Below are 25,913 nucleotides of genomic sequence, written 5' to 3' on the forward strand. Positions count from 1 at the left end.
AATGACTACGTCTACCCCGAAAACTATGTATGAAAAATTATGGCAAAGCCACTTAGTTCAAGACACTAAAGGCGAGACACCATTACTTTATGTTGATCGTCATTTAATTCATGAAGTAACATCTCCGCAAGCCTTTGCAAATTTGCGTTTTCATAACCGCCCGGTACGTCATCCTGAACGTACTATTGCGACTATGGACCACAACATTTCAACACGTTCAATTAAAATTGATGCTGCTGGCGAAGGCGCTGCTAATCAATTACGTGCACTAGAAAAAAACTGTAAAGAATTTGGTATCGAACTTTTCGGTATGGGTCATAAAAACCAAGGTATTGCCCACGTTATGGGTCCTGAACTAGGATTAACTTTACCTGGTACTATTATTGTTTGTGGTGACTCTCATACCGCAACACATGGCGCTTTTGGCGCACTTGCTTTTGGTATTGGTACTTCTGAAGTAGAGCACGTTTTTGCTACTCAGACATTACGTCAAAATAAAGCAAAAACTATGAAAATAGAAGTAAAAGGCAATGTTGGTGCTGGTATCAGTGCAAAAGATATTATCTTAGCTATTATCGGTAAAACAGGTAGTGCTGGTGCAACAGGTTATGTTGTTGAATACTGTGGTGATGCTATTGAAGCGCTTAGCATGGAAGAGCGCATGACTGTATGTAACATGAGTATTGAATTTGGCGCTAAAGCGGGTTTAATTGCACCAGATCAAACGACATTTGATTACGTTGAAGGCAAAGAATACGCGCCTAAAGGTGAAGTATTTGAACAAGCTGTTGTTGATTGGACTAACTTAAAGTCTGATGACGGTGCTGAATTTGACGCAGTAGTAACATTAGATGCAAAAGATATTAAAGCACAAGTAACTTGGGGTACTAACCCTGGGCAAGTAATTAGTGTTGATGGTGCTGTGCCTTCACCTGAAGACTTTAATGATCCTGTTGAAAAAGAGTCTTGTATTAATGCACTAAAATACATGGATTTAACCGCTGGTACTAAGATGGTTGATATTCAAGTAAATAAAGTGTTTATTGGCTCTTGTACTAACTCACGTATTGAAGATTTACGCGCTGCTGCAGACATTGTTCAACGCTACGAAGGACAAAAAGTAGTGGATAGTGTGGATGCGATTATTGTTCCTGGATCTTACCGCGTAAAAGAACTTGCTGAAAAGGAAGGTTTAGACAAAATATTTACCGACGCAGGTTTTGAGTGGCGCTTACCGGGTTGTTCAATGTGCTTAGGCATGAATGATGATGTATTAGAAGCGGGTGATCGTTGTGCTTCAACAAGTAATCGTAACTTTGAAGGTCGTCAAGGTCGTGGTAGCAGAACTCACTTAGTGAGCCCTGAAATGGCAGCAGCTGCAGCCATCACTGGTCACTTTGTTGATTTAAATGCCTAACTGCCAACAAGCTTATTGAGGATTAGAAAATGGAAAAATTTAACACACACACTGGCTTGGTTGCACCTTTAGATGTTGCCAACGTAGATACCGATCAAATTATACCAAAGCAATTTCTACAAAAAACCGAACGTGTAGGATTCGGCGTACATTTATTTCACGATAGTCGCTATCTTGATCATGCTGGTACACAAGAAAACCCTGAGTTTGTTATTAACAAACCAGAATATAAAGGCGCAAGCATTTTATTAGCTGGTGAGAATTTTGGTTGTGGTTCAAGTCGTGAACATGCGCCCTGGGCTCTACAAGAATTTGGTTTTCAAGTTATTATTTCATCAAGCTTTGCTGATATTTTTTATGGTAATTGTATTAACATCGGTATTTTACCAATACAATTAACAGAAGCAGAAGTAGAACAGCTATTTAAGCTATCTACAGAGTCAGTATTAACCATCACGGTAGATTTGCCTAATAACACGGTTACTTGCGGTGATTTAGTCTTTAAATTTAGCTTAAGCGAATTTCAACAATACAGTTTAGAAAATGGTGTTGATAGCGTTGGTTGGACGTTAAATAAATTAGATGCGATTAAAGCGTTTGAAGATAAAATGCCAGCTTGGCAGTAAGCTTCAAATTTGTAGGCAGTAATTTAGATATTATTTATTACTGCCTACATCAATAACCAATTAGCATCGACAACTTTCTTTTCAATAACGGTAAATAAACTTCATGGGATTCCGTATTAAGCCACTTATGGAATGACGCATTATTTGTCATATTGAGCTTCAAAGTCGTTATCCTGAACTTGATTGACGATCTTAATAACGATGGATAAACTTAATTTTACCAATTAGTCAGCGCGGGCAAACTAAATTTCTCACCACGATAAGTTAAAATGACTTGTTGAGGTAATATTTTCTCAATAATAACGCCATTAGCAATACTGTCACCTTCATAGCGATCTCGTCCATTAACGTTGACCCAGCCTTCACCATCAGACGCATAAATATGTTGTTCAAAGCGCAAACTCGGTACGCCTTCTTGTACCCATGCAGGCATCTTGGTTAATGACTTTATTTCACTATCTGTCGACTTCCCCTGCTTAATTGCTAATGAAGTTGACTGCTCTTCGCCCTTATTAGTTTCGGTTTCTTCAATAGCCGCTTGAAAACGTGCTAATAAATCGTCTGACACACCATCAACCGCTTCTATTTGATAGTTAGGTACTTCAACTTCTGGCTTCGTTGTGGGTTTTAATACTGGTTTCAGCCCCGGTTTTTCGGCGAGAATAGGTTGTTCAACAGGTATTTTAGCCTGTGGTTTAGGTGGCTCAATAACTTGCTGCTGTGGCTTTGTTTTTTCTGACATGTTTCCTGGGGCATCACCGCTAACAATAATTTGTTCAACTTCTTGTTCTTGCGGATGTTCTGTTTTGTCAGCAACTATTTTTGTTGACTCTTCTACAGTTTCTTCTAGGTCTTTTATAACTGTTGGTAGTGTTTTATTATTCAATGATTGCGATGGGTCTTCTTGAAGCAATACAGGGATTTCACTACTGACTAGAGCTGAGTTTTGCGATTGCCCTAGCCAAAAACCAGCAACCAATACTAAAATGAATGCACTAGCCGCTGATGCTATTTGAATATTTTTATTTTGCCACCAAGGAGTTTGTTCAAAATCATCACCTAACGCATGGCTGGCCGCTTTGAGAACAATTTTTTTATTAACAATAGCATTATTACTATTATAAGCTTCCATTAAGGCACTATGGCAAAGCAAGTTAATAAGCCGTGGTATTCCTTGAGATAATTTGTGAATTGTTGCAATTGCACCTTTATCAAACAGCGCTCTGTGGCAATCAGCTACCGATAACCTATGCTTGATATAAGATGCCAACTCTTGAGGGTTTAATGGTAATAAGTGATATCTAGCGGTAATACGTTGTGCTAATTGGCGTAAGTCACGACGTTTTAATAATTGTTGTAATTCGGGCTGACCAATTAATATCACTTGTAATAACTTTTTAGTATTCGTTTCTAAGTTGGTTAACAAACGAAGCTGCTCTAACACTTGCGCCTCTAAGTGCTGAGCTTCATCAATGATCAATATAGTATTGATATTAGCCACATGATTTTTTACTAATTTTTCAGAAATTTTATCTGTTAACGTTTTTAACGTCGCCCCCGTTTTACGATAACGCACTTTTAATTGATCACAGATGGTTGCTAACAATTCTTCGCGCGATAATGTTGGGTTTAGAATAAAAGCTAATTGAGTGTTTTTAGGTAAATCATCCATCAAACAGCGACTTACTGTTGTTTTTCCAGTACCAACCTCTCCCGTTAGTAGTACGAAGCCACCATTATCACTTGCCCCTACGCCACCCAAACCATGGCTTAAATGCGTAAGCGCCTCACGATGCCTATCACTCATAAATAAGTATTTAGGATTAGGTGCAATAGAAAAAGGTAATTCACTTAACGAAAAGAAGTTTGTGTACATAAAACGTTGCTGCTACTTAAGAAGATAATAATTAAAGGTGATAGCGAAAAAGCTCAATCATCTGAACTTGGCTTAGTATACTACGAAAGCTTAATATACTACTAAAACTGAATATACTGATAAAGCCTAATATGCAAACAAGCTTAATATACTAGCAAAATTACTCTTTTAACGGGGTGATGTCTACGAATATTATGGTAAACTTTATGTATCATCTATAGGGGGTATCCTTTGACAACGCATAACAACACTATTCCAAACATACCTGAGCTTGACATTTATCTTGTGGGTGGTGCGGTACGCGATCAATTGTTAAATAGACCCATTAAAGATCACGACTATTTAGTCGTTGGTACTACGGTAGAACAAATGTTATCACTTGGTTTTCATCAAGTGGGTAAAGACTTTCCGGTATTCCTACATCCAAAAACTAAAGAAGAATTTGCCCTTGCACGTACCGAACGTAAACAAGGACAAGGTTATACCGGCTTTGCTTGTTATGCTGAGCCTGATGTCACAATAGAACAAGATTTATTACGCCGAGATTTAACCGTTAATGCGATGGCAAGAAATACTTATGGTGAAATAATTGACCCTTATAACGGTCAACAAGATCTGAATAACCGAGTGTTACGCCATGTTAGCGAAGCTTTTATTGAAGATCCTTTAAGAGTACTCCGTGTCGCTCGTTTTGCTGCTCGTTATCATGAATTCGGTTTTACTATTGCAGATGAAACGATGCGTTTAATGCAAAAAATTAGTGAAAGTGGTGAACTTAATAGTTTATCTGCGGAACGCGTTTGGCAAGAAATGCAACGTAGTTTAACTGAAGATAATCCCGAAGTGTTTTTTAACGTATTACGTGAATGTAAAGCATTAAGTGTATTATGGCCTGACCTAGATAATTTATGGGGGATACCTAACCCAGCTGAATGGCACCCTGAAATTTGCAGTGGCATTCATACCATGATGGTATTACAACAAGCCGTTTTACTAACAAAAGATAGTGAAAATAAAACTGCCATTCGTTTTGCTGCTTTATGCCATGATTTAGGTAAAGGGTTAACAGTAAGTGAGCTTTGGCCAAGCCATAAAGGCCATGAAAAGTCGGGACTACCCTTGGTAGAAGATATCGCAAAAAAACTTAGAGTGCCTAACTATTACAAGCAATTAGCCTTAAAAGTATGTGAACATCATTTACATTGTCATAAAGCTTTTCAGTTGAAGCCTAGCACCTTATTAAAAATATTTGATCAACTTGACGTTTGGCGAAAGCCTACTGAGTTTGATGATTTTATTATTGCTTGTAAAAGTGACTTTTTAGGACGCCTTAACTTTGAAGATCGCTCCTACCCTCAAGCAAAATATCTAAAAGAAGCTATGTTCTCGGCGTTACAAGTCAACGCTAAAACCTTCGTTGAAAAAGGGCTAAAAGGTCTCGAAATAAAAGAAGCTATGGCAAACGCCCGGTTAGCTGCCATCAAAATAGTGAAAGATAAGTATAAAATAGATTAATATCCAATTCATTGCGTTATTGTTATTTGGATATCACTTATACATTACTTATATATTACTTAATCATAGGTTCAAAAATACTTTCTAAGCCGTTCAACTTTATCTCATAAATAAAAGCTAATTGCTCGCCAATCTTTCCTTCAGGAAAACCTTTTGAATGAAACCACACTAAGTAGGGTTCAGGTAAATGTAATAATTTTCTGCCGGCATACTTTCCAAAAGGCATTTTCATATTAACCGTGGCAATAATTTGTTCGTTGCTTAAGTTCATTTTTTTTCGCTAAATGTGTAGCTTCTAAAATAATAATAGAAGTATTTCTAAAAAGGTGTACTATAAATGCCCAAAATAATATGAAGGGGGATTTCAAATATGTACATCAATAAAAATTTGATTAATAACCTGATTATATTCTTAATGATCTTTAGTGCCAATATTCAAGCAAAAGAATTAACGATTCTTACTGAACATTTAGCCCCTTTTCAAATAGTAGATAAAAACAAAATTTCCGGAATATCAACAGAGATAGTAGAAGCAACGTTAAATAATTCACCGTTTGATTACAATATTGAAGCTTATCCTTGGTCGCTTTCCTACAATAGAGCCCTGTATGAAGAGGATACCTGCATTTATTCATTAGGCCGTATTCAAGAGCGTGAGCTTTTATTTAACTGGGTAGGCCGAATAATTAGCAGTACAGTGTCTATGTACTCATTAGCTTCAAGCAACATCAATATTCCTACCTTAAATGATGCAAAGAAATATAAAACGGCTGTAATACGTGATGATGTAACGCACCATTTTCTTTTATCAAAAGGCTTTATTGAAAATAAAAACCTGTATGTGATGGATAATTATGATTCTTTATTACAATTACTTGAAACGCCTAGCCGTAATATTGATTTAGTTGTGCTTAATGATGATCTTATCTTCCATAGAGTAAAAAGCACTGAAGCAGCATCAAAATATAAAAGCGTTTATAGTGTACAAGATCTGACCTTAGATTTTCACTTAGCTTGCAGTATTAATACTGATGAAAATATCGTTGTAGAGCTAAAAGCAATAATGAAAAAATTGGAGCAAGAAGGAGTATTACCCGCCATTAGAAAAAAATGGACGCCAACCATGTTTAATACCATTTAATCATATCAACAAGCTAAGCAAAGTCTAAATAGCACTAAAGCCCGCTTGCCAAAATAACTATCTAAATATATGGTTAGATGTATACCTAATTTTATACCTAAAGGAAACTGAGAAGGTGATTCTAATTAATTTCATCTCATAGTCGCTAATACCAATCATTCCTCCCCCGTCGAAATACTTCTGATCACATTGTCTTCAATTTGCAATCTAAGTGACATAAAAATGTCATTAAAAAAACCTACACTTAGCGCAATAACTTAGCTCTCTACATAACCTGAATTCAGGTTAAATAAGGAAATACAATGTCTATTATGAGAAAACGAAATGCAGATCATAAAAGCTATATTCCTAATAATGCACGTGATAACCAATACATATTAGCCGAATTTACAATCACAGATGAACTTATTCAACAATTTTCAAAATATCCTTTTCAACCAGGTGTTCAACAAGAAAATTTTTATAATTTTTATCAAGCTTTAGCAAAGATATTATTCGATTTATCTGATTTATTTGAAGTAGAAAATTGCCAATTTATTGCAAATGATAAAATAGCACGTGTTAGGTTTGGTCAAGAAATGCATCAATGGCAGACAAATCAACAAATTCTATTTTACTATAATCCCGAAAATCATCACTTACAAAAAACCTTTTTTGATGCCAATAAACGCGCTAAGAAAATATCATTACTTTTTCTCACCTCTGGTACAAAGATCAGGGAGAATTCAGCACTTTTTCATACTAAAATTTCCCAGTTAGTACGTGCGTATGCCAAAGAGATATCATTAGATGAAAGTGAAGTTCGTTTACGAGATCATCAACATATTACTTATGATTTATTTGCGCAAAGTAAGCCCAATAATATAGATAATTCTTTAACAACACGGGCACATAAACTGCGTCCCATTAATCATCGATATGCAAGTCAGGATGTTGAAGTACCCAAATATCACTCAGCAATGACATATGCTATTGTAAATATTCCTATCTCAAATAGGTTACTCAATATGGTTGATATTGATCCAACATCAACTGATCCATATAATCCACTTTATACCTTTTTAACCGATACTTTTACGCAAGCTTCAATGCAATTTAATTTAAATAATGGTGCTTTAATTGCCAATGGCTTAGTGCCGATTGTACGCTACAGTATTCATGATATTGTCTCCCGTATTGGTGAGTTGCAAATGCTAGGTTACAATCCTGAGCAAAACCCTTGCGGAATAGTGAGTAAGTGGGATGCGAGTGAACTAGTTGACAATGTACAACTTATTTTTGTTGCCACTGATAAAAATAAAACTGACCATGGTTTTGCGCGTTTTTTAAATCAAATAGAGAAAACCTTAAAGCTTATGGCTACTGGATTAAAGATGGAGCCAAATAAGGATGAGGTTGTTATTAGGTTCCATCAGCATATCGCTTATAACTTTTAACTTTTAACTTTTAACATTGCGATAAAATATAGGCTTAGTCTAACTAACTTTTTACAGTATCACCCTGAGGCTTTTTTTGAAGCTTTCGCTGCAAGGTGCGTCTATGCATAGATAGTTGGCGAGCGGTTGCAGAAATATTACCGTTATTTGCTTTTAATACTTGCTGAATATATTGCCACTGTGCCTGTTCAGCAGAAAGTGTTTCCCCTTCTAGTTCGGTATCTGTTGAAATAGTTGATACTTTACTTTCATTAAGAGCCGCTAATAATGTTTGTGTGTCTAGCGGTTTAGATAAGTAATCATCAGCTCCTAACTTGATTGCATCAACAGCGGTAGCAATACTGGCAAATCCGGTCAGTAAAATTATACGACTGTGGGGTCTCACCTTTCTTAGCGGTGCAATAATTCCCAAGGTAGTTTCCTGCGCTAATTTCATATCAAGTAATATATATTCGGGCGCATGTCGATGGCACGCTAATAAGGCTTCTGAGTTGCTGTCTACATGTAAGCAATTAAAACCATGTTTAGTTAACCGACGCATAACTGTATTAGCAAATATGGTGTCATCTTCTACCAGTAGTAATTCTTTAGTCATGTTATTCCATTTTTCGGTGTAGTCTTTATTAAGCTAAATAAGTAAAAGTTTGTATTAAGTTCAGTAAAATTTTTAACTAATTATTGCACAGGTAAAGTCAAGATAACTAAAGCGCCGCCTTGATGGTGGTTAGTTAACAGCAATTTTCCACCCAGGCGCTCAAGCGTTGCATGACTTAAAAAAACAGCCATACCTAAACCTTGCTCACTACTTACCGGCTTCACGCCTAATTCTTTTAATTTTTCTAATGTAAACCCAGGACCATAATCTCTGATAATAAATTGCCAACTTCCCTTATGCACTTTACTCGTTAACGTTATTTCATGAATAGCATTCGCTTTTGTTGCTTGTATAGCATTATTAATTAAATTAAGTATTGCTGGTAATAATGTCGCATCGGCCATAATAGTAACATCACCTTGATGCTCTTTTATTAGCTCAACATCAATATCAGGGTAATTCACGCGTAAATTTTCTAATATTTCATCAAGTAAGTTATCCACGGTACTCACTGTACGAGTTTGCTCTTTAATAGAAAGTACCATCGAACGAAATGCATCTAAACTATCACTACAACGTTTTAACTGACTTTGCATATCGGTAATAATACTATTATCAGCAAAGTCTTCCTCAAGCTCATCTGCCAATAATTGTATGGTTGCAATAGGCGTTGCCAGTTGATGAGTCACTTGTGCTGAAGCAACACCAAGAGAAGTCACTTGCTCTTGCTTTAATAAGTTCTCTCGATAAGCGGCAATAGCAAGTTCTCGTTGGTTAATGCTGCGCGCCATTTTTCCAACAACAAGTGCAACCACTAAAGTAGAAAATAAAAAATTTATTCCCATAGCAATAAAGTGCCCTTCCATATTGCCATGCATAACACTCATCGGTAAAAACCATAATAAAATGCTATAAGAGCCAATCGCTAAAAAGGCAACTAATGCGAGTAAGGTTGGTGGTAATGTCACAGCAGCAATAGCGATCGGTATTAGCAAGAGTGAAACAAAAGCATTGGTTGCGCCACCACTAAAAAATAATAACAGCGACATAAATAAGATGTCTGAGCAAACTTGTATTAATAAAGCCAGTTGACTGACTTGCAATTTTTTTTGATAAAATACAAAACTAATAAAGGTATAAATTAGCTCTAATGCAATTACGCCAAATAAAGGGGCCCATGGCAGTTGATAATTTAAAACTAAATTAACGAAAAGTATTAACAATAATTGAATAACAATGGCGACGCTACGTAAAGCAAGTACCATTTGAATTGGGTTGCCGGACTTAAACGTTACTGAAAAATTAGTAATTTTAAAAAGTGGAAACATAAATGACGAACAACATAAGGTTAACAAATCTGAGCTAAGCTTAATAAGCTTTCGTTTAGCTAACTTTGCAAATGAATATTTGTCTCATATTATCTTTATTTTTGATCTATGTAATGAGTAAAATCAAAAAACAGTACAATAATTTGGTAATAAGCAACTTGCTCTAAAGACACTGTTCAAAAGTGGCTATTAGCTATTGCTCTTGAAATTTTGATAAAACTTAAAACGATGGCTTATCATGATAAGTAGAAGAGTAGAAAGTTACAGAGCGATGCTGGTTATTCATGATAAATTATTACTGTGTACTACTTGAGATAAACGGTTATCAGTAATCATCAAGATGTCTAGCTTTTGTCTTCTGCAGATGAATAGGTTATTACCGGTTTTCTTTTCAGCTACTGATTTAGCTTTAGAGACTAAGTCAGCAATTTTATGGTATGAATTATAACAAGTTGGATCACGCCAATAGCCAAACTCACTAAAGGATAAAATAATAAGTTTACTGCTAACGCGGCTTAGCTTTTTCATTTAAGTACTTGATATAAAAATAATAGACTGTAATTAATGGCAGAATAACAAGATATTATGACGGTAATATTGCCGTCGTATTACAGATATATTTCGCAGTATATGGTCTACTGTTTTAAAGAGTATGTTCACTGATGTTAGTTTAACTACGCTATTTATTGTTGTAATATGTACGGCTAAATGAATATATTAATATTTCAATTTACGCATTAATTAAGGCCTAAGTTAAACCTTAATTTAAACCTTAAGTTAGGCCTTAATTTAATTGAAGTAATAATTCGCAATTAATAGTGAATAGAAACCCTATGACAAAAACGACAACGACTGATGTTAACAACACTCAAAGTGATAACACTGCACAACTTGCTACCTTAGCTGGAGGGTGCTTTTGGTGTATTGAAGGGGCTTTCACGCAAGTTAAAGGCATATTTTCAGCAACATCTGGATATATGGGCGGACAAACAGTTTCACCAACTTATGAAGAAATATGTACGGGTGAAACTGGACATGCTGAAGTAGTACAACTTAGCTTTGATTCTGCTTTAATTACTTACCAAGAAATACTGGAAATATTTTTTACCTTGCATGATCCTACGCAATTAAATCGACAAGGTAACGATATAGGAACTCAATATCGTTCAGCTATTTTTTATCATGATGACTCTCAGAAACAAATAGCTGAAAAAATCATTCAAGAGATGACTGACGAAAAAACCTTTGATCAAGAGATTGTTACGCAAGTGTGTGCCATTGAAGTCTTTTATTCTGGTGAAGAGTATCATCAAGATTATGTTAATAATAATCCTGAAAATCAATACTGCCAAGCAATTGTATCACCTAAATTAGCCAAATTTAGACAAACATTTGTTAATAAACTGAAATAGCTAAACGTATACAATTTATACATACCATAACCTGAAGAAGTGTTTGGACGCTCTAAATATCGATAACGAGCATAAAAATACTTCTTTTGGTTTTGCCGCTACTAGATGAATAATGAATTATTCAAACGCGCTGAATATTACTTGTTTCAATATTTTACCAACCAACCAACGCAACTACCTACTCCATTAAAGCTATAAACTTGTGAACGGTTAGGCTAATTAGTTTTATTTGAACGTGTCCATTAAGCTTAAATCACTCAACATAGTTACTCGAAAAGTACAGTTTAAAAGTGATTACACAAAATAACGACTTAAATAATTACTGAAAACGCATGGATAAATCGACAGCTTGCACGTGTTTAGTCAATGCACCGCTAGAAATAAAATCAACGCCAGCTTTAGTGTATTCTTGTAAAATTTCTATCGTCATATTACCCGAGACTTCTAATTTAGCTTTACCACGTGTCGCAGCAACCGCTTCTTCAATCATGGTAGGAGTAAAATTATCTAACATAATAATATCAGCGCCTGCCGTTAGTGCTTGTTGAAGTTCATCCATCGACTCCACTTCTACTTCCACGGTTTTATCACTGTGATTTTGTTTTGCTGTAGCAACCGCTTGTGCAATACCACCGCAAGCAGCAATGTGATTTTCTTTAATTAGGAAAGCATCGAACAAGCCTATTCGATGATTTACACCACCACCCGATAATACTGCGTATTTTTGTGCGCTGCGTAAACCTGGTAATGTTTTGCGAGTATCTAATAACTTAGTATTAGAGCCAACTAATTCTTGTACATACTGGCTTGTTAATGTTGCAGTACCTGACAGGGTTTGCAGAAAATTAAGCGCTGTACGTTCGCCGGTTAACAAAGTGCGTGCATTACCTTCAAGTTGAAATAAGGTTGTGTTTGCTTTAACTTTTTCTCCGTCACTAACAAACCAAGTGATCTTGGTTTTTGCTAGCTCTGGCTGTGAATTATCTAATTGTGCAAATACTTCATTAACCCAAGAAGTACCACAAACAACACAATCTTCACGTGTAATAACGGTTGCTACTGCTTGTTCATTGGCAGGAATTAACATTGCGGTAATATCTTGCTCTACATTGGGTGTTTGTCCATTAATAACACCTAAATCTTCTTTCAGTGCCCAAGTAACCGTTGCGGTGACATCTTGTTCTAGCTTGGTCATTTCAGCAGAAAGGACAGCAGTAAGTTTTTCAGAAGTATGCATTTTTCATTCCTGTTAGCGGTATTCACGTAAAGTAAGTTGTTTGCCTTTTTGGCTAAACTCTACTTCTTTTAAGGCACTCATTCCCAACAAAATAGCATCACTTTTCATTGCCGGGTTGATATGTGCGGCGACATTATATAGGAAAATATTACCAATGCTAAGTTGATCTATTTGGGTTTTATAAACAGTTACTGTGCCATTTGCTGTTCGAACAGGGTAACTGCCAAAACTTTCTAGCTGTAATTCATCAGCAATATGAGCAGGGATTGACACTTGCGTTGCCCCGGTATCAAGTAAAAAAGTTACGGGGGATTCATTAATGCTACCTAACGTAACATAATGACCCTGCTTATTTTGCTGTAAAACAACTTCTGCTTGTCCTGCACTATTTAAGCTAACTTGTGGCTGACTATTTGGGTTATATTGTTTATCAAGTACACCTTGAAAAAAGTACATTAATAATGCAATAGCAATAATCCATGCAAGCCAAACAAATAGCTTACCTATTTTGTTTGTTGAGTCATCTTCAGTCATAATAAAGAAATTCTCACATAAGCGTTAAAATAAAAGTTATTGTATGTCGTTAAGCAAACAGAAAAAAGTGATAAAGCGTAATAATTTGCGACCAAACTACAACATAGAAGATGGTTGGCTATCAGATATGCCTCAACAGAGGTCGCCTTTTTTCACGCCTAGATGTCAAGATGTGCCTGTTTCGTTACTGGTCGTTCACAATATATCCTTACCTGCAGGCGAGTTTGGCAATAATTATATAACTGAGCTCTTTCTTGGAAAAATAGATGCAAATGCTCACCCTAGCTTTGCTGATATAGCTGAATTACAAGTATCTGCCCATTGCTTGGTTAAGCGTGATGGCAGTATTATTCAGTATGTATCTTTTGATGATAAAGCATGGCATGCGGGCGTATCTAATTTTAATGGCATAGAAAAGTGTAATGACTTTTCTATCGGTATTGAGCTTGAAGGTACGGATGATATACCTTATGAAGAAGCACAATACCAAGCATTAGTAGCATTAACGGTGATGATACAAAAAAACTACCCACTTGTTAGTAATAAAAATATTGCCGGACATTGTGATATTGCTAATGGCAGAAAAACAGATCCTGGGCCAGCATTTGATTGGGCCTATTTTCATCAGTGTTTACAACAACGAAAAGTTAGCGAATAATCCTTTTAATTTATCGCAATAAAAAATACAACTATGCTTTAAATCACTGGATTTTATCAAACAGAAAAGTACCGTATTGACGTTAATCAATACATATAATTAATTGATCCTTGCGGAAAATGGATTCTATTTATTAATAAATAAGGTTACACATGAGTTTACTAAGTTTACTAATCGCCTTAATGGCTGAAAAAACACTTTCTTCATCCATATGGCGCTTCGATTTCTACTATCAAAAATATATAAGTTTTTTCCAAAATAACGGCGTTTTATCCCGTATTAAAGCGACGAGTATTCGTTATACCCTGTTTTTGTTAGTACCTGTCGTTATTATTTATGGCGTTTTAGCAATAGTAGATAACGGGTTATTACACTTAATCATTTCAACCTTAATTCTTATTGTCACCTTGGGTTGTTCCAAAACAAGAAACAGCTACAAACAATATTTACTTGCCGCTTTTAAAGGTGATGACACCACCTCTAATTTACATCATCAGCAATTATTGGAAGATAAAAACCTACCTGCTGTTGGCTTTGGGCAAGCACTTATTTGGTTAAATTATCGTTATTATATTGCCATTATGATTTTTTTCATTTTTTTCGGTGCCGCCGGCGCGGTATTCTATCGTTTATTAACGACAGTTATAGAGCAAGAGAATGGCTGTACCTTGAATAAAAAAACAGAAAATGAAACGGCTGAGATTAAAAATAACGAAGTACAAGAGGTTGTTGAAGAAACTACAGATTCATCAATAGAAAGCTCCTTCGATGAGGGTATTAAAAATGAGCCAGTACTAAGCTGTAATAATTATCACAAAATTCTTTTTTATATTGATTGGTTACCAGTGCGGATTACTTCATTTGGCTACATGTTCGTCGGTCATTTTTCAAAAGCCTTTCCGATGTGGCTAGAAAGTTTGTTTGATACAAAGAAGCTCACTCATGAAGTTCTTATTGATGTAGCACAAAAATCTGAAGATATAATGCTTGAAGATGGTGACTGTACAGCAGAGCCTTGCTTACTAGTGCGTTTAGCAAAACGAAACCTTCTGCTAATGTTAGCGCTTATAGCCTTACTAACATTAATAGGCATAGTTAGTTAGTTAGTTAGTTAGTTACGACTGTAATAACAATAATTTAATCAAATTTAATTTCAGAGAAAAATACTTTTTCTAAATGCTCTTCTCTGAAATTATTCTACTTCACCTCTCGTTAAAACCTACTTTATTTCTTTTTTTAATTGGTATTACCAATATTCAAGACACAAAAATCAAACGATTGTTTTGAGCTTTTACTCTATTTTTTATTCCGTACTTCGACGTGATCTTTCTTGCTTTACGGGCAAACTTCAACTAAATTACATTGCAAACAACAGGCATCTTTGTTATTTTACTAACATAAAAACGAATGGTAATACCAATTTACCAAGAGATATTTATTAAGGTTTAACACTTAATGCAACAGCCATTAAAACAAAAAAAGCTATCTGACATTATTTTAGTGCAACTAGAAAACATGATTTTAGAGGGTGGTTTACTACCCGGTGAAAAATTATTACCTGAACGTGAGCTAGCAAAAAAGTTCGATGTTTCTAGACCTTCACTTCGTGAAGCGGTGCAAAAGTTAGAAGCTAAAGGATTAGTTACACGTAAACAAGGCGGTGGTACCTTCGTATCTAAAGCGATTATGAAGTCTTTTTCTGATCCATTATTTGATTTGATGGCAGAAAATAATGAATCACAATTTGATCTATTAGAGTTTCGCCATGGTATAGAAGGAATGGCTTCTTATTATGCTGCGATGCGTGGAACAAGCGCTGACTTTGAGAATATACAAGCCAAACACGACAATATAGGGAATTGTCAATTAGAGAACGACTATAGTATAGAAGCTAATGCCGTTTATGAGTTTTATGTTGCTATATGCACGGCATCACATAATGCCGTGATATTACATACAGCTAGAAGTATGTCAGCACTGTTAGTAGATAACATAGAGCGAAATTTAACAATGTTAGCAAAACGTCCTGATATTTTTAGTAAGATAACAGACTATAGAAGAAATTTACTTGATGCTATTACTAGTGGGCAGCCAAAAAAAGCTTGGGGTGCAAGTCACCGTCACCTTGCTTTTATTGAAGAAGTTCTGCTAAAGCTAACACACGAACACAGCCGTATGGAACGTTCCATGAGGCGAATGTAATCACTGCTTTAAAGCTAAAGTAGATAAATGCATAGATTGCCTATGCCAAATATGTAAAAAATTATTAAATAAACAAATAATATTGGAGACAACACAATATGTCAGATCTACCAAACATTGATATCGATTCATTAGAAACCCAAGAGTGGTTAGAGTCGATGGAATCAGTATTAGAAAATGAAGGCCCAGAACGCGCACACTTTTTACTTGAAGCGTTAATTGAACGTGCCCGTCGCGGTGGTACTCATTTACCTTTTGAAGCAACAACAGCTTATGTAAATACTATTCCTCCTGGGCAAGAGCCTCATATGCCTGCGGATCAAACAATAGAATCACGTATTCGTGCTGCTATTCGTTGGAATGCGTTAGTACTAGTATTACGTGCCTCTAAAAAAGATTTAGAGCTTGGTGGTCATATTGGTAGTTTTGCTTCTTCTTCTACACTTTATGATGTAGGTTTTAACCATTTCTTCAAAGCCGCTTCAGAAAAAGATGGTGGTGACTTTATTTTTGCTCAGGGTCATATCTCTCCAGGTATATACTCTCGTGCATTTATGGAAGGTCGTTTAACTGAAGAACAGATGAACAACTTCCGTCAAGAATGTGATGGTGAAGGTCTATCTTCATACCCTCACCCTCATTTAATGAAAGATTTTTGGCAGTTCCCAACGGTTTCTATGGGTCTTGGTCCATTACAAGCTATTTATACTGCTCGTTTCTTAAAATATCTTACCGATCGTGGTATTAAAGATTGCTCTGGCCAACGTGTTTACTGTTTCTTAGGTGATGGCGAAACTGATGAGCCAGAATCATTAGGTGCTATTGGTTTAGCCTCTCGTGAAGGTTTAGACAACTTAACATTCGTTATTAACTGTAACTTACAACGTTTAGATGGTCCTGTTCGTGGTAATGGAAAGATTATCCAAGAGCTTGAAGGTACATTCCGTGGCGCTGGCTGGGAAGTAGTTAAAGTTATTTGGGGTAGCTACTGGGATCCATTACTTGCACGTGATACATCAGGTAAGTTATTACAATTAATGAATGAAACCGTTGATGGTGAATATCAGAACTGTAAAGCAAAAGGCGGTAAATATACGCGCGAAAAATTCTTTAACAAATACCCAGAAACAGAAGCGATGGTTGCTAACATGTCTGATAAAGACATTTGGCGTTTAAACCGTGGTGGTCATGACCCAGTTAAAGTGTATGCAGCTTACGAAAAAGCAATGAATACTAAAGGTCGTCCAACCGTTATCTTAGCTAAAACAGTTAAAGGTTTTGGTTTAGGTGCTTCAGGCGAAGCATTAAATATTGCGCATAACGTTAAGAAAATGGACGTTGAATCAATTAAACATTACCGTGACCGTTTTAATATTCCGGTAAGTGATGACGAGATTGCTGATTTACCTTTCTACAGATTCCCTGAAGATAGCGATGAATTTAAGTACATGAAAGCGCGTCGTGAAGCACTAGGTGGTTCATTACCAGCGCGTCGTTTACAAGCAGAAGAACAACTTGAAATTCCTTCACTTAAAATCTTTGAACCGATATTAAAAGGCTCAGGTGATCGTCAAGTATCGTCAACAATGACGTTTGTACGTGTACTGAACAGCTTATTAAAAGATAAGAAAATAGGTAAACGTGTTGTTCCTATTATTCCTGATGAAGCACGTACTTTTGGTATGGAAGGTTTATTCCGCCAAGTAGGTATCTATGCAAGTGAAGGTCAAAAATATATCCCACAAGATGCTGATCAAGTAGCTTATTACCGTGAAGATAAAAAAGGCCAAGTACTGCAAGAAGGCATAAACGAACTAGGTGCTATGGCATCTTGGGTTGCTGCGGGTACTTCTTACTCAACATGTAACGCGACCACTATTCCATTCTACATTTACTACTCAATGTTTGGTTTCCAACGTGTTGGTGATTTAGCATGGGCAGCGGGTGATAGCCAAGCGCGTGGTTTCTTATTAGGTGCTACTGCTGGTAGAACAACACTTAACGGTGAAGGTCTTCAACATCAAGATGGTCATTCACACGTTCAAGCAGGCTTAATCCCTAACTGTGTAACTTACGATCCAACATACGGTTATGAAATTGCGGTTATCGTGCGTGAAGGTTTACGTCGTATGTATGAAGAAAATGAAAATATCTTCTTCTACTTAACATTAATGAATGAAAACTATCAACATCCGGCAATGCCTGAAAGTAAAACTGTTGAAGAAGAAATCATTAAAGGTATTTATCAACTTGAGCAAGTTGCCCCAGCTAAAGGCAAAGTAATTGCTAATGTTCAATTATTAGGTTCAGGTACTATTTTAGAAAAAGTACGTGAAGCTGCGCAAATTCTTGCCAATGATTACAACATATCAAGTGATGTTTACTCAGTAACGTCATTCAATGAATTAGGCCGAGATGGTCAAGATGTAACACGTTGGAATATGCTTCACCCTGAAAGTAAGCCACGTGTACCTTACATCACTCAAGTAATTACCAAAGAAGCAGGTCCAGCAATTTCTGCAACTGATTATATTAAAAATTATTCGGACCAAGTACGTGCTTACATCGATACTGAATACCGTTGTTTAGGTACTGATGGTTTTGGCCGTAGTGATAGCCGTGCAAACTTACGTACGCATTTTGAAGTAAGTGCTGCATATGTTGTTGTTGCTTCGTTATTTGAATTAGCGAACCGTGGTGATATTGAAAGCTCAGTTGTTTCAGAGGCGATTAAACGCTTTGATATAAACACTGAAAAACTTAACCCACTTTACGCATAATTAGTGACTAGAGAAGGAAAATATAATGTCTATTGAAAAAATTCTAGTCCCTGATGTAGGTGGCGACGAAGTTGAAATTATCGAAATTTGTTTTGCTGTTGGCGACAAAATCGAAGCTGATGAAGGTATTATTACCGTTGAAACTGACAAAGCTTCTATGGATATCCCTGCCCCATTTGCAGGTAAGCTTGTTAGCTTAACTGTAAACGTTGGTGACAAAATTAAAGAAGGCGATATTATTGCCGAAATGGAAAGTGCTGAATCAGAAAGCGCTGAAACCGAAAGTGAACCAGCGCCAGCGACTGAAGAAGCTCAGGCTCCTGAAGCACCTGCTGAAGAGCCTGCGGTTGAAGAAGCACCAGTAGCAGCTGCTGCATCGTCAGGTGCATCAGAAATTATTGATATAGCGGTACCTGATATAGGTGAAGACGGCGAAGTTGATGTAATAGATGTATTAGTAAGTGTAGGTGATGTTGTTGAAGCAGAAGACGGTTTAATCACTGTCGAAACTGACAAAGCAACAATGGATGTACCTTCAACACATGCAGGTACAGTTAAAGAAGTTTACATTTCTAATGGCGATAAAGTTAAACAAGGTTCACTTGTTATTAAACTTGAAATTGCAGGCAGTACTTCCGTTGAAGCGCCAGTAGTAGAAGCACCTGTTGCTGAAACTAGCGCACCTAAAGAAGCGCCAGCTAAAGTTGCACCAACAACAGCACCAACTAGCTCACCTGTACCGCATCACCCACAGTCAGGCGTTGTGAATAAAGGAACTATTTATACCTCTCCTTCTATTCGACGTATTGCCCGTGAATTTGGTGTTGATTTAACCTTGGTTAAAGGCACAGGTAATAAAGGCCGTATTTTAAAAGAAGATGTTCAATCTTACGTTAAATATGAACTTTCTCGTCCGAAAGCTAATGCAGGTAGTTCTGTCGCTGCCGGTGAAGGTGGATTACAAGTTGTTAGTGCTAAAGCTATCGATTTCTCAAAATTTGGTGAAATTGAAACGAAAGCATTAACACGCATTCAAAAAATATCAGGTCCATTCTTACATCGTAACTGGGTTACTATTCCTCACGTTACTCAGTTTGATGAAGCTGACATCACCAATGTTGAAGCATTCCGTAAAGAACAAAATGTTGTTTGTGAAAAGCAAAAGTTAGGCTTTAAAATTACTCCCTTAGTGTTTATTTTAAAAGCCGTGGCTGACGCATTGCGCACATACCCAACCTTTAACTCAAGCTTGAGTGAAGATGGTGAAAGCTTAATTTTGAAAAAATACATCCACATTGGTGTTGCAGTTGATACACCTAATGGTTTAGTTGTACCAGTAGTGCGTGACGTTGATCAAAAAGGTATTCATCAATTATCTCGTGAATTACTTGAAATCAGCATGAAAGCACGTGATGGCAAATTGAAAGCAGCTGATATGCAAGGTGGTTGTTTTACTATCTCTAGTCTTGGTGGTATTGGTGGTACTGCATTTACACCAATCGTTAACGCACCTGAAGTTGCTATTTTAGGTGTGTCGAAATCAGAAATGAAGCCGAAATGGAATGGTAAAGATTTTGAACCTAAGCTGATGTTGCCATTATCTATGTCTTATGACCATCGCGTAATTGATGGTGCACTTGCTGCTCGATTTACCATGCATTTAGCCAGTGTAATGTCTGACATTCGTAAATTAATACTTTAGTTAGAATTTTCTGAATTAATATTGGCGAAATTCAACAGATAAGCGTAGAATTTCGCTATTAATGCCAATATTATTAACTTGGTATAATATATTTACACAAATTAAAACTTTCATAGTTTATTGAGGATTGTATGAGTAACGAGATAAAAACTCAGGTTGTTATTTTAGGTGGTGGCCCTGGCGGTTATTCTGCTGCTTTTCGCGCTGCAGATTTAGGTTTAGATGTTGTATTAGTTGAGAGCCGCTCAACGTTAGGTGGCGTATGCTTAAATGTAGGTTGTATTCCATCTAAAGCATTATTACATGTGGCTAAAGTTATTGATGATGCTGCTGCAATGGCTTCACACGGTGTAACATTTGGTAAGCCAGAAATTAACTTAGACAAAATTCGTAGCTGGAAAGAAGATGTTATCGGCCAACTTACGGGTGGTTTAGGCGGAATGTCAAAAGCACGTAAAGTTAATACTGTTACTGGCTTAGGTAAATTCACATCAGATAAAACAATTGAAGTTGAAGGTGCTGACGGTAAAACAACTATCACTTTTGATAATGCTATTATTGCCTGTGGTTCTTCAGTTATCGATTTACCATTTATTCCTAACGATGACCCTCGCGTTATCGACTCTACTGGAGCACTTGAACTTCAAGATATTCCTGGAGAGATGTTAGTACTAGGTGGCGGTATTATTGGATTAGAAATGGGCACTGTTTATGCAGCTCTTGGTTCTAATGTAAGTGTTGTTGAATTTGCTGATCAATTAGTGCCAGCGGCTGATAAAGACATTGTTAAGATTTACACTAACTACAACAAAAACAAGTTCAACATCATGTTGTCTACTAAAGTTGTTGCTGTTGAAGCTAAAGACGATGGTTTATACGTTACTTTTGAAGGTAAGAATGCTCCTGAAGGTCAAGTTCGTTACGACAAAATTTTAGTTGCTGTAGGTCGTAAGCCAAATGGTCACTTAGTTGGCGCAGATAAGGCTGGCGTAAATGTTGATGAGCGTGGTTTTATCAATGTATCTAAAGAACTTCGTACGAATGTTCCACATATCTTCGCCGTTGGTGATGTTGTAGGACAACCTATGCTTGCGCATAAAGCTGTACATGAAGCGCATTGTGCTGCTGAAGTTATATCAGGCAAAAAACATGAGTTTGATCCTCGTTGTATCCCTTCAATTGCCTATACTGATCCAGAAATGGCTTGGGTTGGTGTAACTGAACGTGAAGCAAAAGAGCAAGGTTTAAATATTGAAGTTGCTAATTTCCCATGGGCCGCTTCTGGTCGTGCTATCGCTTCAGCACGTACTGAAGGTAAAACTAAGATGATTTTCGAAAAAGAAACTGGTCGTGTTTTAGGTGGTGCTATTGTAGGTATCAATGCCGGCGAAATGCTTGGTGAAATTTGTTTAGCCGTAGAAATGGGCGCTGATGCAGAAGATGTTGGTTTAACTATTCATGCTCACCCAACGTTAAACGAATCAATTGGTTTAGCGGCAGAAATCTTTGAAGGTTCAATCACTGATTTACCAAATGCTAAAGCTGTTAAAAAGAAAAAATAATTATCTCCAAATAATTATTTAATAACGCTTTCAAAACTATAATCCGATGTCCCCATGGACATCGGATTTTTTTACCTCAAAAATAGCCTTCATTACATTTCAATATTCCAATCTCGCTCAACATTAAACCGAATAAAGCAGAACTTATACCAATATCACTAACTATGTGATCATTTCTACTGGCTAAAATCACCAACTACATCGTTATTTATTTAATAATTAGAACAACTAGTTATTGAAATAAACGCCTTGTATTTGGCAATCTTTTCTACGTATGAAACTGGTATTAGGTAACTTAATTTTCTTTTTAAAATAAAAAATATGAATTTAGCGAAATAAAAACACTCAATAGCCTATCTTATAAGTAGTTATTTATTTACTAGTAAGGAATATCAAGATGTCTTTAGTTAAAAGATCAGTTCAAGCGGCTATGATGATGATCATGTTTTTCAGTTTCTCAGCTTTCGCAGTTGATGATGCAGTTAACACTGGCCGCTTTAATAGTGTTGCTATTGATGGTTACGATACAGTGGCATATTTCACTCAAAATAAAGCAGTAGAAGGCGATAAAGCGTTTAAAGTTAAATGGCGTGATGCTTACTGGTATTTTAACAGTAAAGAAAATAAAGCATTATTTGAAGCTGAGCCAGAGAAGTATGCTCCGCAGTATGGCGGTTGGTGTGCTTATGCAATGGCTGATGAAGGAAGTACAGCCCGAATTGATCCTGATGCTTTTCATATTTATGAAAATAAGCTTTATTTAAACTACAGTAAAAGTATTAATGAGAAATGGCTAAAAGATAAATTAACTATGATCAAAGATGCTGATCACTATTATCCTTTAGAAACTGATGTAAATAGTTTTATTCAAAAGTAATTACTCCTAAAAAACTAAAAAAGCCATTAATTCACATGAATATAATGGCTTTTTATTACTTTTTAAGCGAAGTTTATTTTCTCGAATATTATGCCTCAAGCCTAATTATCTCTAGCTAACTACCTCAGAGTTCATGGGTGTTAATTAGACTCGCTGTTTCCCCTGCTTTACAAATCACCTCTCAATGTATTTACTAAACTAGCAAGAGTCTTTTTACTCTTATCGTTCTGTTTTATAATGTAATGACTCCCAACACAATGAGAATCCTCTTGAAATTTATTACCTTGAATAAATCTATTTTGGCTACATCAACACTGATAGCCACATTATTACTAAGTGCTTGCTCTGTCACTGACCAAGTAAAAAACAAAACGACTGCTTCAAGCAAACTATCAAACAAAGCGGCAGGCTTTTCTCCTAGAGCAGAAGATAAGTACTTAAGCCAAGAACAGGCATTTAAACGTTCAAAACGTGTTTCCAATGTTAACTATAAACTAAACTTTAGCTTAACTGGCGAAGAAAGCTTCTCAGCCAGTTCTACTATTAACTTTGATTTATCGAATAATAGTACCCCACTAACGATAGATTTAAGTGAAGCAAAAATTAACAATATAGTCATTAACGGCAAAGAAATGACAAGTAAACAATTGCTCAAAAGCTATAACAGTTGGTTTATTACCTTGCCAGCGAAAACGCTAAAACAAGGAAAAAATACAGTTACGGTCGAATTTACACGTAAACATAGTACGAATGGTGAAGGCTTACATCGTTTTAAAGACCCCGTTGACGACAAGGTTTACCTTTATTCTCACTTTGAGCCTGCAGCCGCTCAACAAATGTTTGCCCTATTCGATCAGCCTGATTTAAAGGCGACATTTGAATTAACCGTATCTGCACCCAAAGATTGGACTGTTTTTTCAGCGACAAGAGAAGCGACAACCACACAACAAGGTGATTTAACTCTTTGGCATTTCCCAAAAAGCTTAACACTAAGTCCTTATAATTTTTCAATGCACGCTGGTCCATATACCATGTGGCAAGATAACAGTGGTAAATACCCACTACGTTTATTTGCTCGTCAGTCTGTTGCTAAACAAATAACACCAAAGCATTGGTTTACCTATACCAAACAAGGTTTTGAATTTTTCGATGATTATTTTGGCATAAACTACCCTTTCAAAAAGTATGATCAAGTACTAGTACCTGACTTCTTATATGGCGCAATGGAAAATTCAGCAGCCGTTACTTTTGCTGAAGGTTCATTTTTGACCAATGGTGAAATGAGCCAAAGTCGCCGAGAACGACTGGCCAACGTGATAATGCATGAAATGGCACATCAATGGTTTGGTAATTTAGCCACGATGAAATGGTGGAATGGTTTATGGTTAAATGAAAGTTTTGCAGCCTTTATGGCAACACTTGCAACAAGTGAAGCAACTGAGTTTGATAATGCATGGCGTACTTTCTACGCCGGTGGTAAACAAAGTGCTTATCGTGCCGATCAGCAAGTAACGACTCACCCTATTGAAGTACCCGTTCCATCTACCGCAAACGCTTTTGATAATATTGATGCCATTACCTACTCAAAAGGTGCTTCAGTATTAAACCAATTGCGTTATTTATTGGGTGAAAAAACATTCCAACAAGGTATTCATAATTATTTAAAAAATAATGCTTATCAAAATGCTGTCTTAGAAGACTTTCTTGATAGCTTAGCCAACGCTAGTGGTAAAGATTTAGGTCAATGGCAGCAAGACTGGTTGTATAAAGCGGGTGTAAATACTATTGAAGCAAAATACCAATGTGAGCAAGGTAAAATATCTTCTTTTAAACTGTTACAAACAGCCGATAAAAGTCAGCCAACGTTACGTGAACAAAAGGTTCAGTTAGCACTATTTAAAACAACGAGCCCAGGCTTTAATTTAACGAAGAAAATATCGGTAATTTATCAAGGTGAAACAACGGATGTAAATGCGCTAATTGGCGTTTCATGTCCTGATTTAGTTTATCCTAATTATCAAGATTGGGCATTTGTAAAAGTTAATTTGGATAAGCGTTCATTTGAAACGACCAAACTTTATTTAGCTCAGATTCAAGATCCTCTTTTACGTTCAATGTTATGGCAAAGTTTATGGGACAGTGTACGCGATGGTAAATTACCATTGAATGACTATTTAACTGTTGCTTTAGCTAATGCACCATTTGAACAAGATTACACTACGTTAGGGCAAGTATTAGGGCAAGTATCGGCAGCTAAAGCTTACCTAAATAAAGGCTTAGGCAGCCAAAATGATTATGTAAAAAGTGTCGCATTAGAGCTAGAAGAAATCACTTGGCATAGTACCTTAGCTAACAGCGATGATAAAAATATGCAACGTCGTTGGTTTAGCAGTTACTTAAACTTTGCACATTCAGAAACCGCTTTAGATAATTTATATAAATTATTAACCGGTCAACATTCACTAGAAAACTTAACGATTAACCAAGATATACGTTGGGACATCATTGCTCAGTTGAGCCGTTATAAATATAGTAAAGCGAATGACTTAATTACGAAAGAATTAACGTTAGATAGCTCTGATACCGGCGAAAAGTCAGCATTGTATGCACGTGTTATTACGCCGAATAGTCAAGTTAAGGCTGAGTGGCTTGCTAATATTCAACAAGAAGAGAGTAAAATAGCGTTTTCTAAACTGCGTACAGCTATGTCAGCACTCTACCCTAGTGAACAAAATAACTTTAACGAACAAAGCGCAGAGCAACGTATTCAGTCATTAAGTGATATAGATGAAAAAAATGGTCCTGTTTTCATGCGTAGTTATAATCAGTTAATCCCTACAACTTGTAGTGAAGTAAGTGTTGCTCGCTTAAATAAAGCGGTAGCAGAGTTAACAAGCTTATCGTCAGGTACTAAACGTAGTTTATTGATTAAACAACAAGAAGATAAACGTTGTTTAATGATGAAAAATGCAATAAAGCTTTAAGCCAATTGTGTATTAATGTATTGCGCGTTAA

At 36.3% G+C, this 25,913-nt stretch carries 21 protein-coding genes; 14 read left to right on the top strand and 7 right to left on the bottom strand.

Features of this window, described 5'->3' with window-relative positions; genetic code table 11:
- The first annotated feature begins 1 nt into the window (after position 1).
- Both leuC and leuD read left to right on the top strand, forming a co-directional pair.
- A complete protein-coding gene (gene leuC, locus GQS55_RS15690) occupies positions 2-1,417 on the top strand; it encodes a 3-isopropylmalate dehydratase large subunit (RefSeq protein WP_159821386.1) in 1,416 nt (471 codons plus the stop codon).
- Between the two features lie 29 nt (positions 1,418-1,446).
- Positions 1,447-2,043 carry a 3-isopropylmalate dehydratase small subunit gene (gene leuD / locus GQS55_RS15695; RefSeq protein WP_159821387.1) on the top strand — a complete coding sequence of 199 codons (597 nt, stop codon included), beginning with the start codon at positions 1,447-1,449 and terminating at the stop codon, positions 2,041-2,043.
- 217 nt (positions 2,044-2,260) lie between these two features.
- Here the strand turns inward: leuD and GQS55_RS15700 are convergent, their stop codons facing one another.
- Positions 2,261-3,919 carry an AAA family ATPase gene (locus GQS55_RS15700; RefSeq protein WP_159821388.1) on the bottom strand — a complete coding sequence of 553 codons (1,659 nt, stop codon included), beginning with the start codon at positions 3,917-3,919 and terminating at the stop codon, positions 2,261-2,263.
- A gap of 231 nt (positions 3,920-4,150) precedes the next feature.
- On the opposite strand from GQS55_RS15700, the gene GQS55_RS15705 reads away from it, so the two are divergent.
- Positions 4,151-5,434, top strand: coding sequence for a multifunctional CCA addition/repair protein (locus GQS55_RS15705; protein ID WP_236559668.1), 1,284 nt, complete (start codon positions 4,151-4,153; stop codon positions 5,432-5,434).
- A gap of 55 nt (positions 5,435-5,489) precedes the next feature.
- On the opposite strand, the gene GQS55_RS15710 is transcribed toward GQS55_RS15705, so the two are convergent.
- Positions 5,490-5,705: a DUF3820 family protein gene (locus GQS55_RS15710; protein ID WP_159821389.1), complete on the bottom strand. Its 216-nt coding sequence runs from the start codon at positions 5,703-5,705 to the stop codon at positions 5,490-5,492.
- Between the two features lie 99 nt (positions 5,706-5,804).
- Between GQS55_RS15710 and GQS55_RS15715 the strand changes: the two genes are divergently transcribed.
- Positions 5,805-6,575: a substrate-binding periplasmic protein gene (locus tag GQS55_RS15715; RefSeq protein WP_159821390.1), complete on the top strand. Its 771-nt coding sequence runs from the start codon at positions 5,805-5,807 to the stop codon at positions 6,573-6,575.
- 302 nt (positions 6,576-6,877) lie between these two features.
- Positions 6,878-8,011, top strand: coding sequence for a DUF3083 family protein (locus GQS55_RS15720; RefSeq protein ID WP_159821391.1), 1,134 nt, complete (start codon positions 6,878-6,880; stop codon positions 8,009-8,011).
- Positions 8,012-8,054: 43 nt separating this feature from the next.
- Here GQS55_RS15720 and GQS55_RS15725 read toward each other — a convergent pair whose 3' ends face one another.
- The 3 genes from GQS55_RS15725 to GQS55_RS15735 form a co-directional block, all read right to left on the bottom strand.
- Positions 8,055-8,606, bottom strand: coding sequence for a response regulator transcription factor (locus GQS55_RS15725; protein ID WP_159821392.1), 552 nt, complete (start codon positions 8,604-8,606; stop codon positions 8,055-8,057).
- An 80-nt stretch (positions 8,607-8,686) separates the two neighbouring features.
- Positions 8,687-9,934: a sensor histidine kinase gene (locus tag GQS55_RS15730; RefSeq protein ID WP_159821393.1), complete on the bottom strand. Its 1,248-nt coding sequence runs from the start codon at positions 9,932-9,934 to the stop codon at positions 8,687-8,689.
- Positions 9,935-10,216: 282 nt separating this feature from the next.
- Complete coding sequence (locus tag GQS55_RS15735) at positions 10,217-10,462, bottom strand: hypothetical protein (RefSeq protein WP_159821394.1); 246 nt, start codon at positions 10,460-10,462, stop codon at positions 10,217-10,219.
- 305 nt (positions 10,463-10,767) lie between these two features.
- Here GQS55_RS15735 and msrA point away from each other — a divergent pair, with 305 nt between their 5' ends.
- Complete coding sequence (gene msrA / locus GQS55_RS15740; RefSeq protein WP_159821395.1) at positions 10,768-11,346, top strand: peptide-methionine (S)-S-oxide reductase MsrA; 579 nt, start codon at positions 10,768-10,770, stop codon at positions 11,344-11,346.
- Between the two features lie 319 nt (positions 11,347-11,665).
- Here msrA and nadC read toward each other — a convergent pair whose 3' ends face one another.
- Positions 11,666-12,541 (bottom strand): carboxylating nicotinate-nucleotide diphosphorylase, encoded by an 876-nt coding sequence (nadC, locus tag GQS55_RS15745; protein ID WP_159822925.1) that lies wholly within the window; start codon positions 12,539-12,541, stop codon positions 11,666-11,668.
- Positions 12,542-12,595: 54 nt separating this feature from the next.
- Positions 12,596-13,117 (bottom strand): retropepsin-like aspartic protease family protein, encoded by a 522-nt coding sequence (locus GQS55_RS15750; RefSeq protein ID WP_159821396.1) that lies wholly within the window; start codon positions 13,115-13,117, stop codon positions 12,596-12,598.
- A gap of 43 nt (positions 13,118-13,160) precedes the next feature.
- Between GQS55_RS15750 and ampD the strand changes: the two genes are divergently transcribed.
- The 8 genes from ampD (at position 13,161) to pepN (ending at position 25,882) form a co-directional block, all read left to right on the top strand.
- Complete coding sequence (gene ampD, locus GQS55_RS15755; RefSeq protein ID WP_159821397.1) at positions 13,161-13,775, top strand: 1,6-anhydro-N-acetylmuramyl-L-alanine amidase AmpD; 615 nt, start codon at positions 13,161-13,163, stop codon at positions 13,773-13,775.
- Between the two features lie 152 nt (positions 13,776-13,927).
- Complete coding sequence (gene ampE / locus GQS55_RS15760; protein WP_159821398.1) at positions 13,928-14,878, top strand: beta-lactamase regulator AmpE; 951 nt, start codon at positions 13,928-13,930, stop codon at positions 14,876-14,878.
- Positions 14,879-15,230: 352 nt separating this feature from the next.
- Positions 15,231-15,977 (top strand): pyruvate dehydrogenase complex transcriptional repressor PdhR, encoded by a 747-nt coding sequence (gene pdhR, locus GQS55_RS15765; protein ID WP_159821399.1) that lies wholly within the window; start codon positions 15,231-15,233, stop codon positions 15,975-15,977.
- Positions 15,978-16,075: 98 nt separating this feature from the next.
- A complete protein-coding gene (gene aceE / locus GQS55_RS15770; protein ID WP_159821400.1) occupies positions 16,076-18,757 on the top strand; it encodes a pyruvate dehydrogenase (acetyl-transferring), homodimeric type in 2,682 nt (893 codons plus the stop codon).
- Between the two features lie 25 nt (positions 18,758-18,782).
- Entirely contained in the window at positions 18,783-20,459 is a 1,677-nt protein-coding gene (gene aceF / locus GQS55_RS15775) for a dihydrolipoyllysine-residue acetyltransferase (protein ID WP_201294524.1), read from the top strand.
- A gap of 131 nt (positions 20,460-20,590) precedes the next feature.
- Positions 20,591-22,021, top strand: coding sequence for a dihydrolipoyl dehydrogenase (lpdA, locus tag GQS55_RS15780; RefSeq protein ID WP_159821401.1), 1,431 nt, complete (start codon positions 20,591-20,593; stop codon positions 22,019-22,021).
- Positions 22,022-22,418: 397 nt separating this feature from the next.
- On the top strand, positions 22,419-22,898 hold the full coding sequence (locus GQS55_RS15785) for a YHS domain-containing (seleno)protein (RefSeq protein ID WP_159821402.1): 480 nt from the start codon (positions 22,419-22,421) through the stop codon (positions 22,896-22,898).
- 269 nt (positions 22,899-23,167) lie between these two features.
- Complete coding sequence (gene pepN / locus GQS55_RS15790; RefSeq protein ID WP_236559669.1) at positions 23,168-25,882, top strand: aminopeptidase N; 2,715 nt, start codon at positions 23,168-23,170, stop codon at positions 25,880-25,882.
- The last annotated feature ends 31 nt before the right edge of the window (positions 25,883-25,913 follow it).

The organism is Colwellia sp. 20A7 (assembly GCF_009832865.1).
GTDB lineage: Bacteria > Pseudomonadota > Gammaproteobacteria > Enterobacterales > Alteromonadaceae > Colwellia.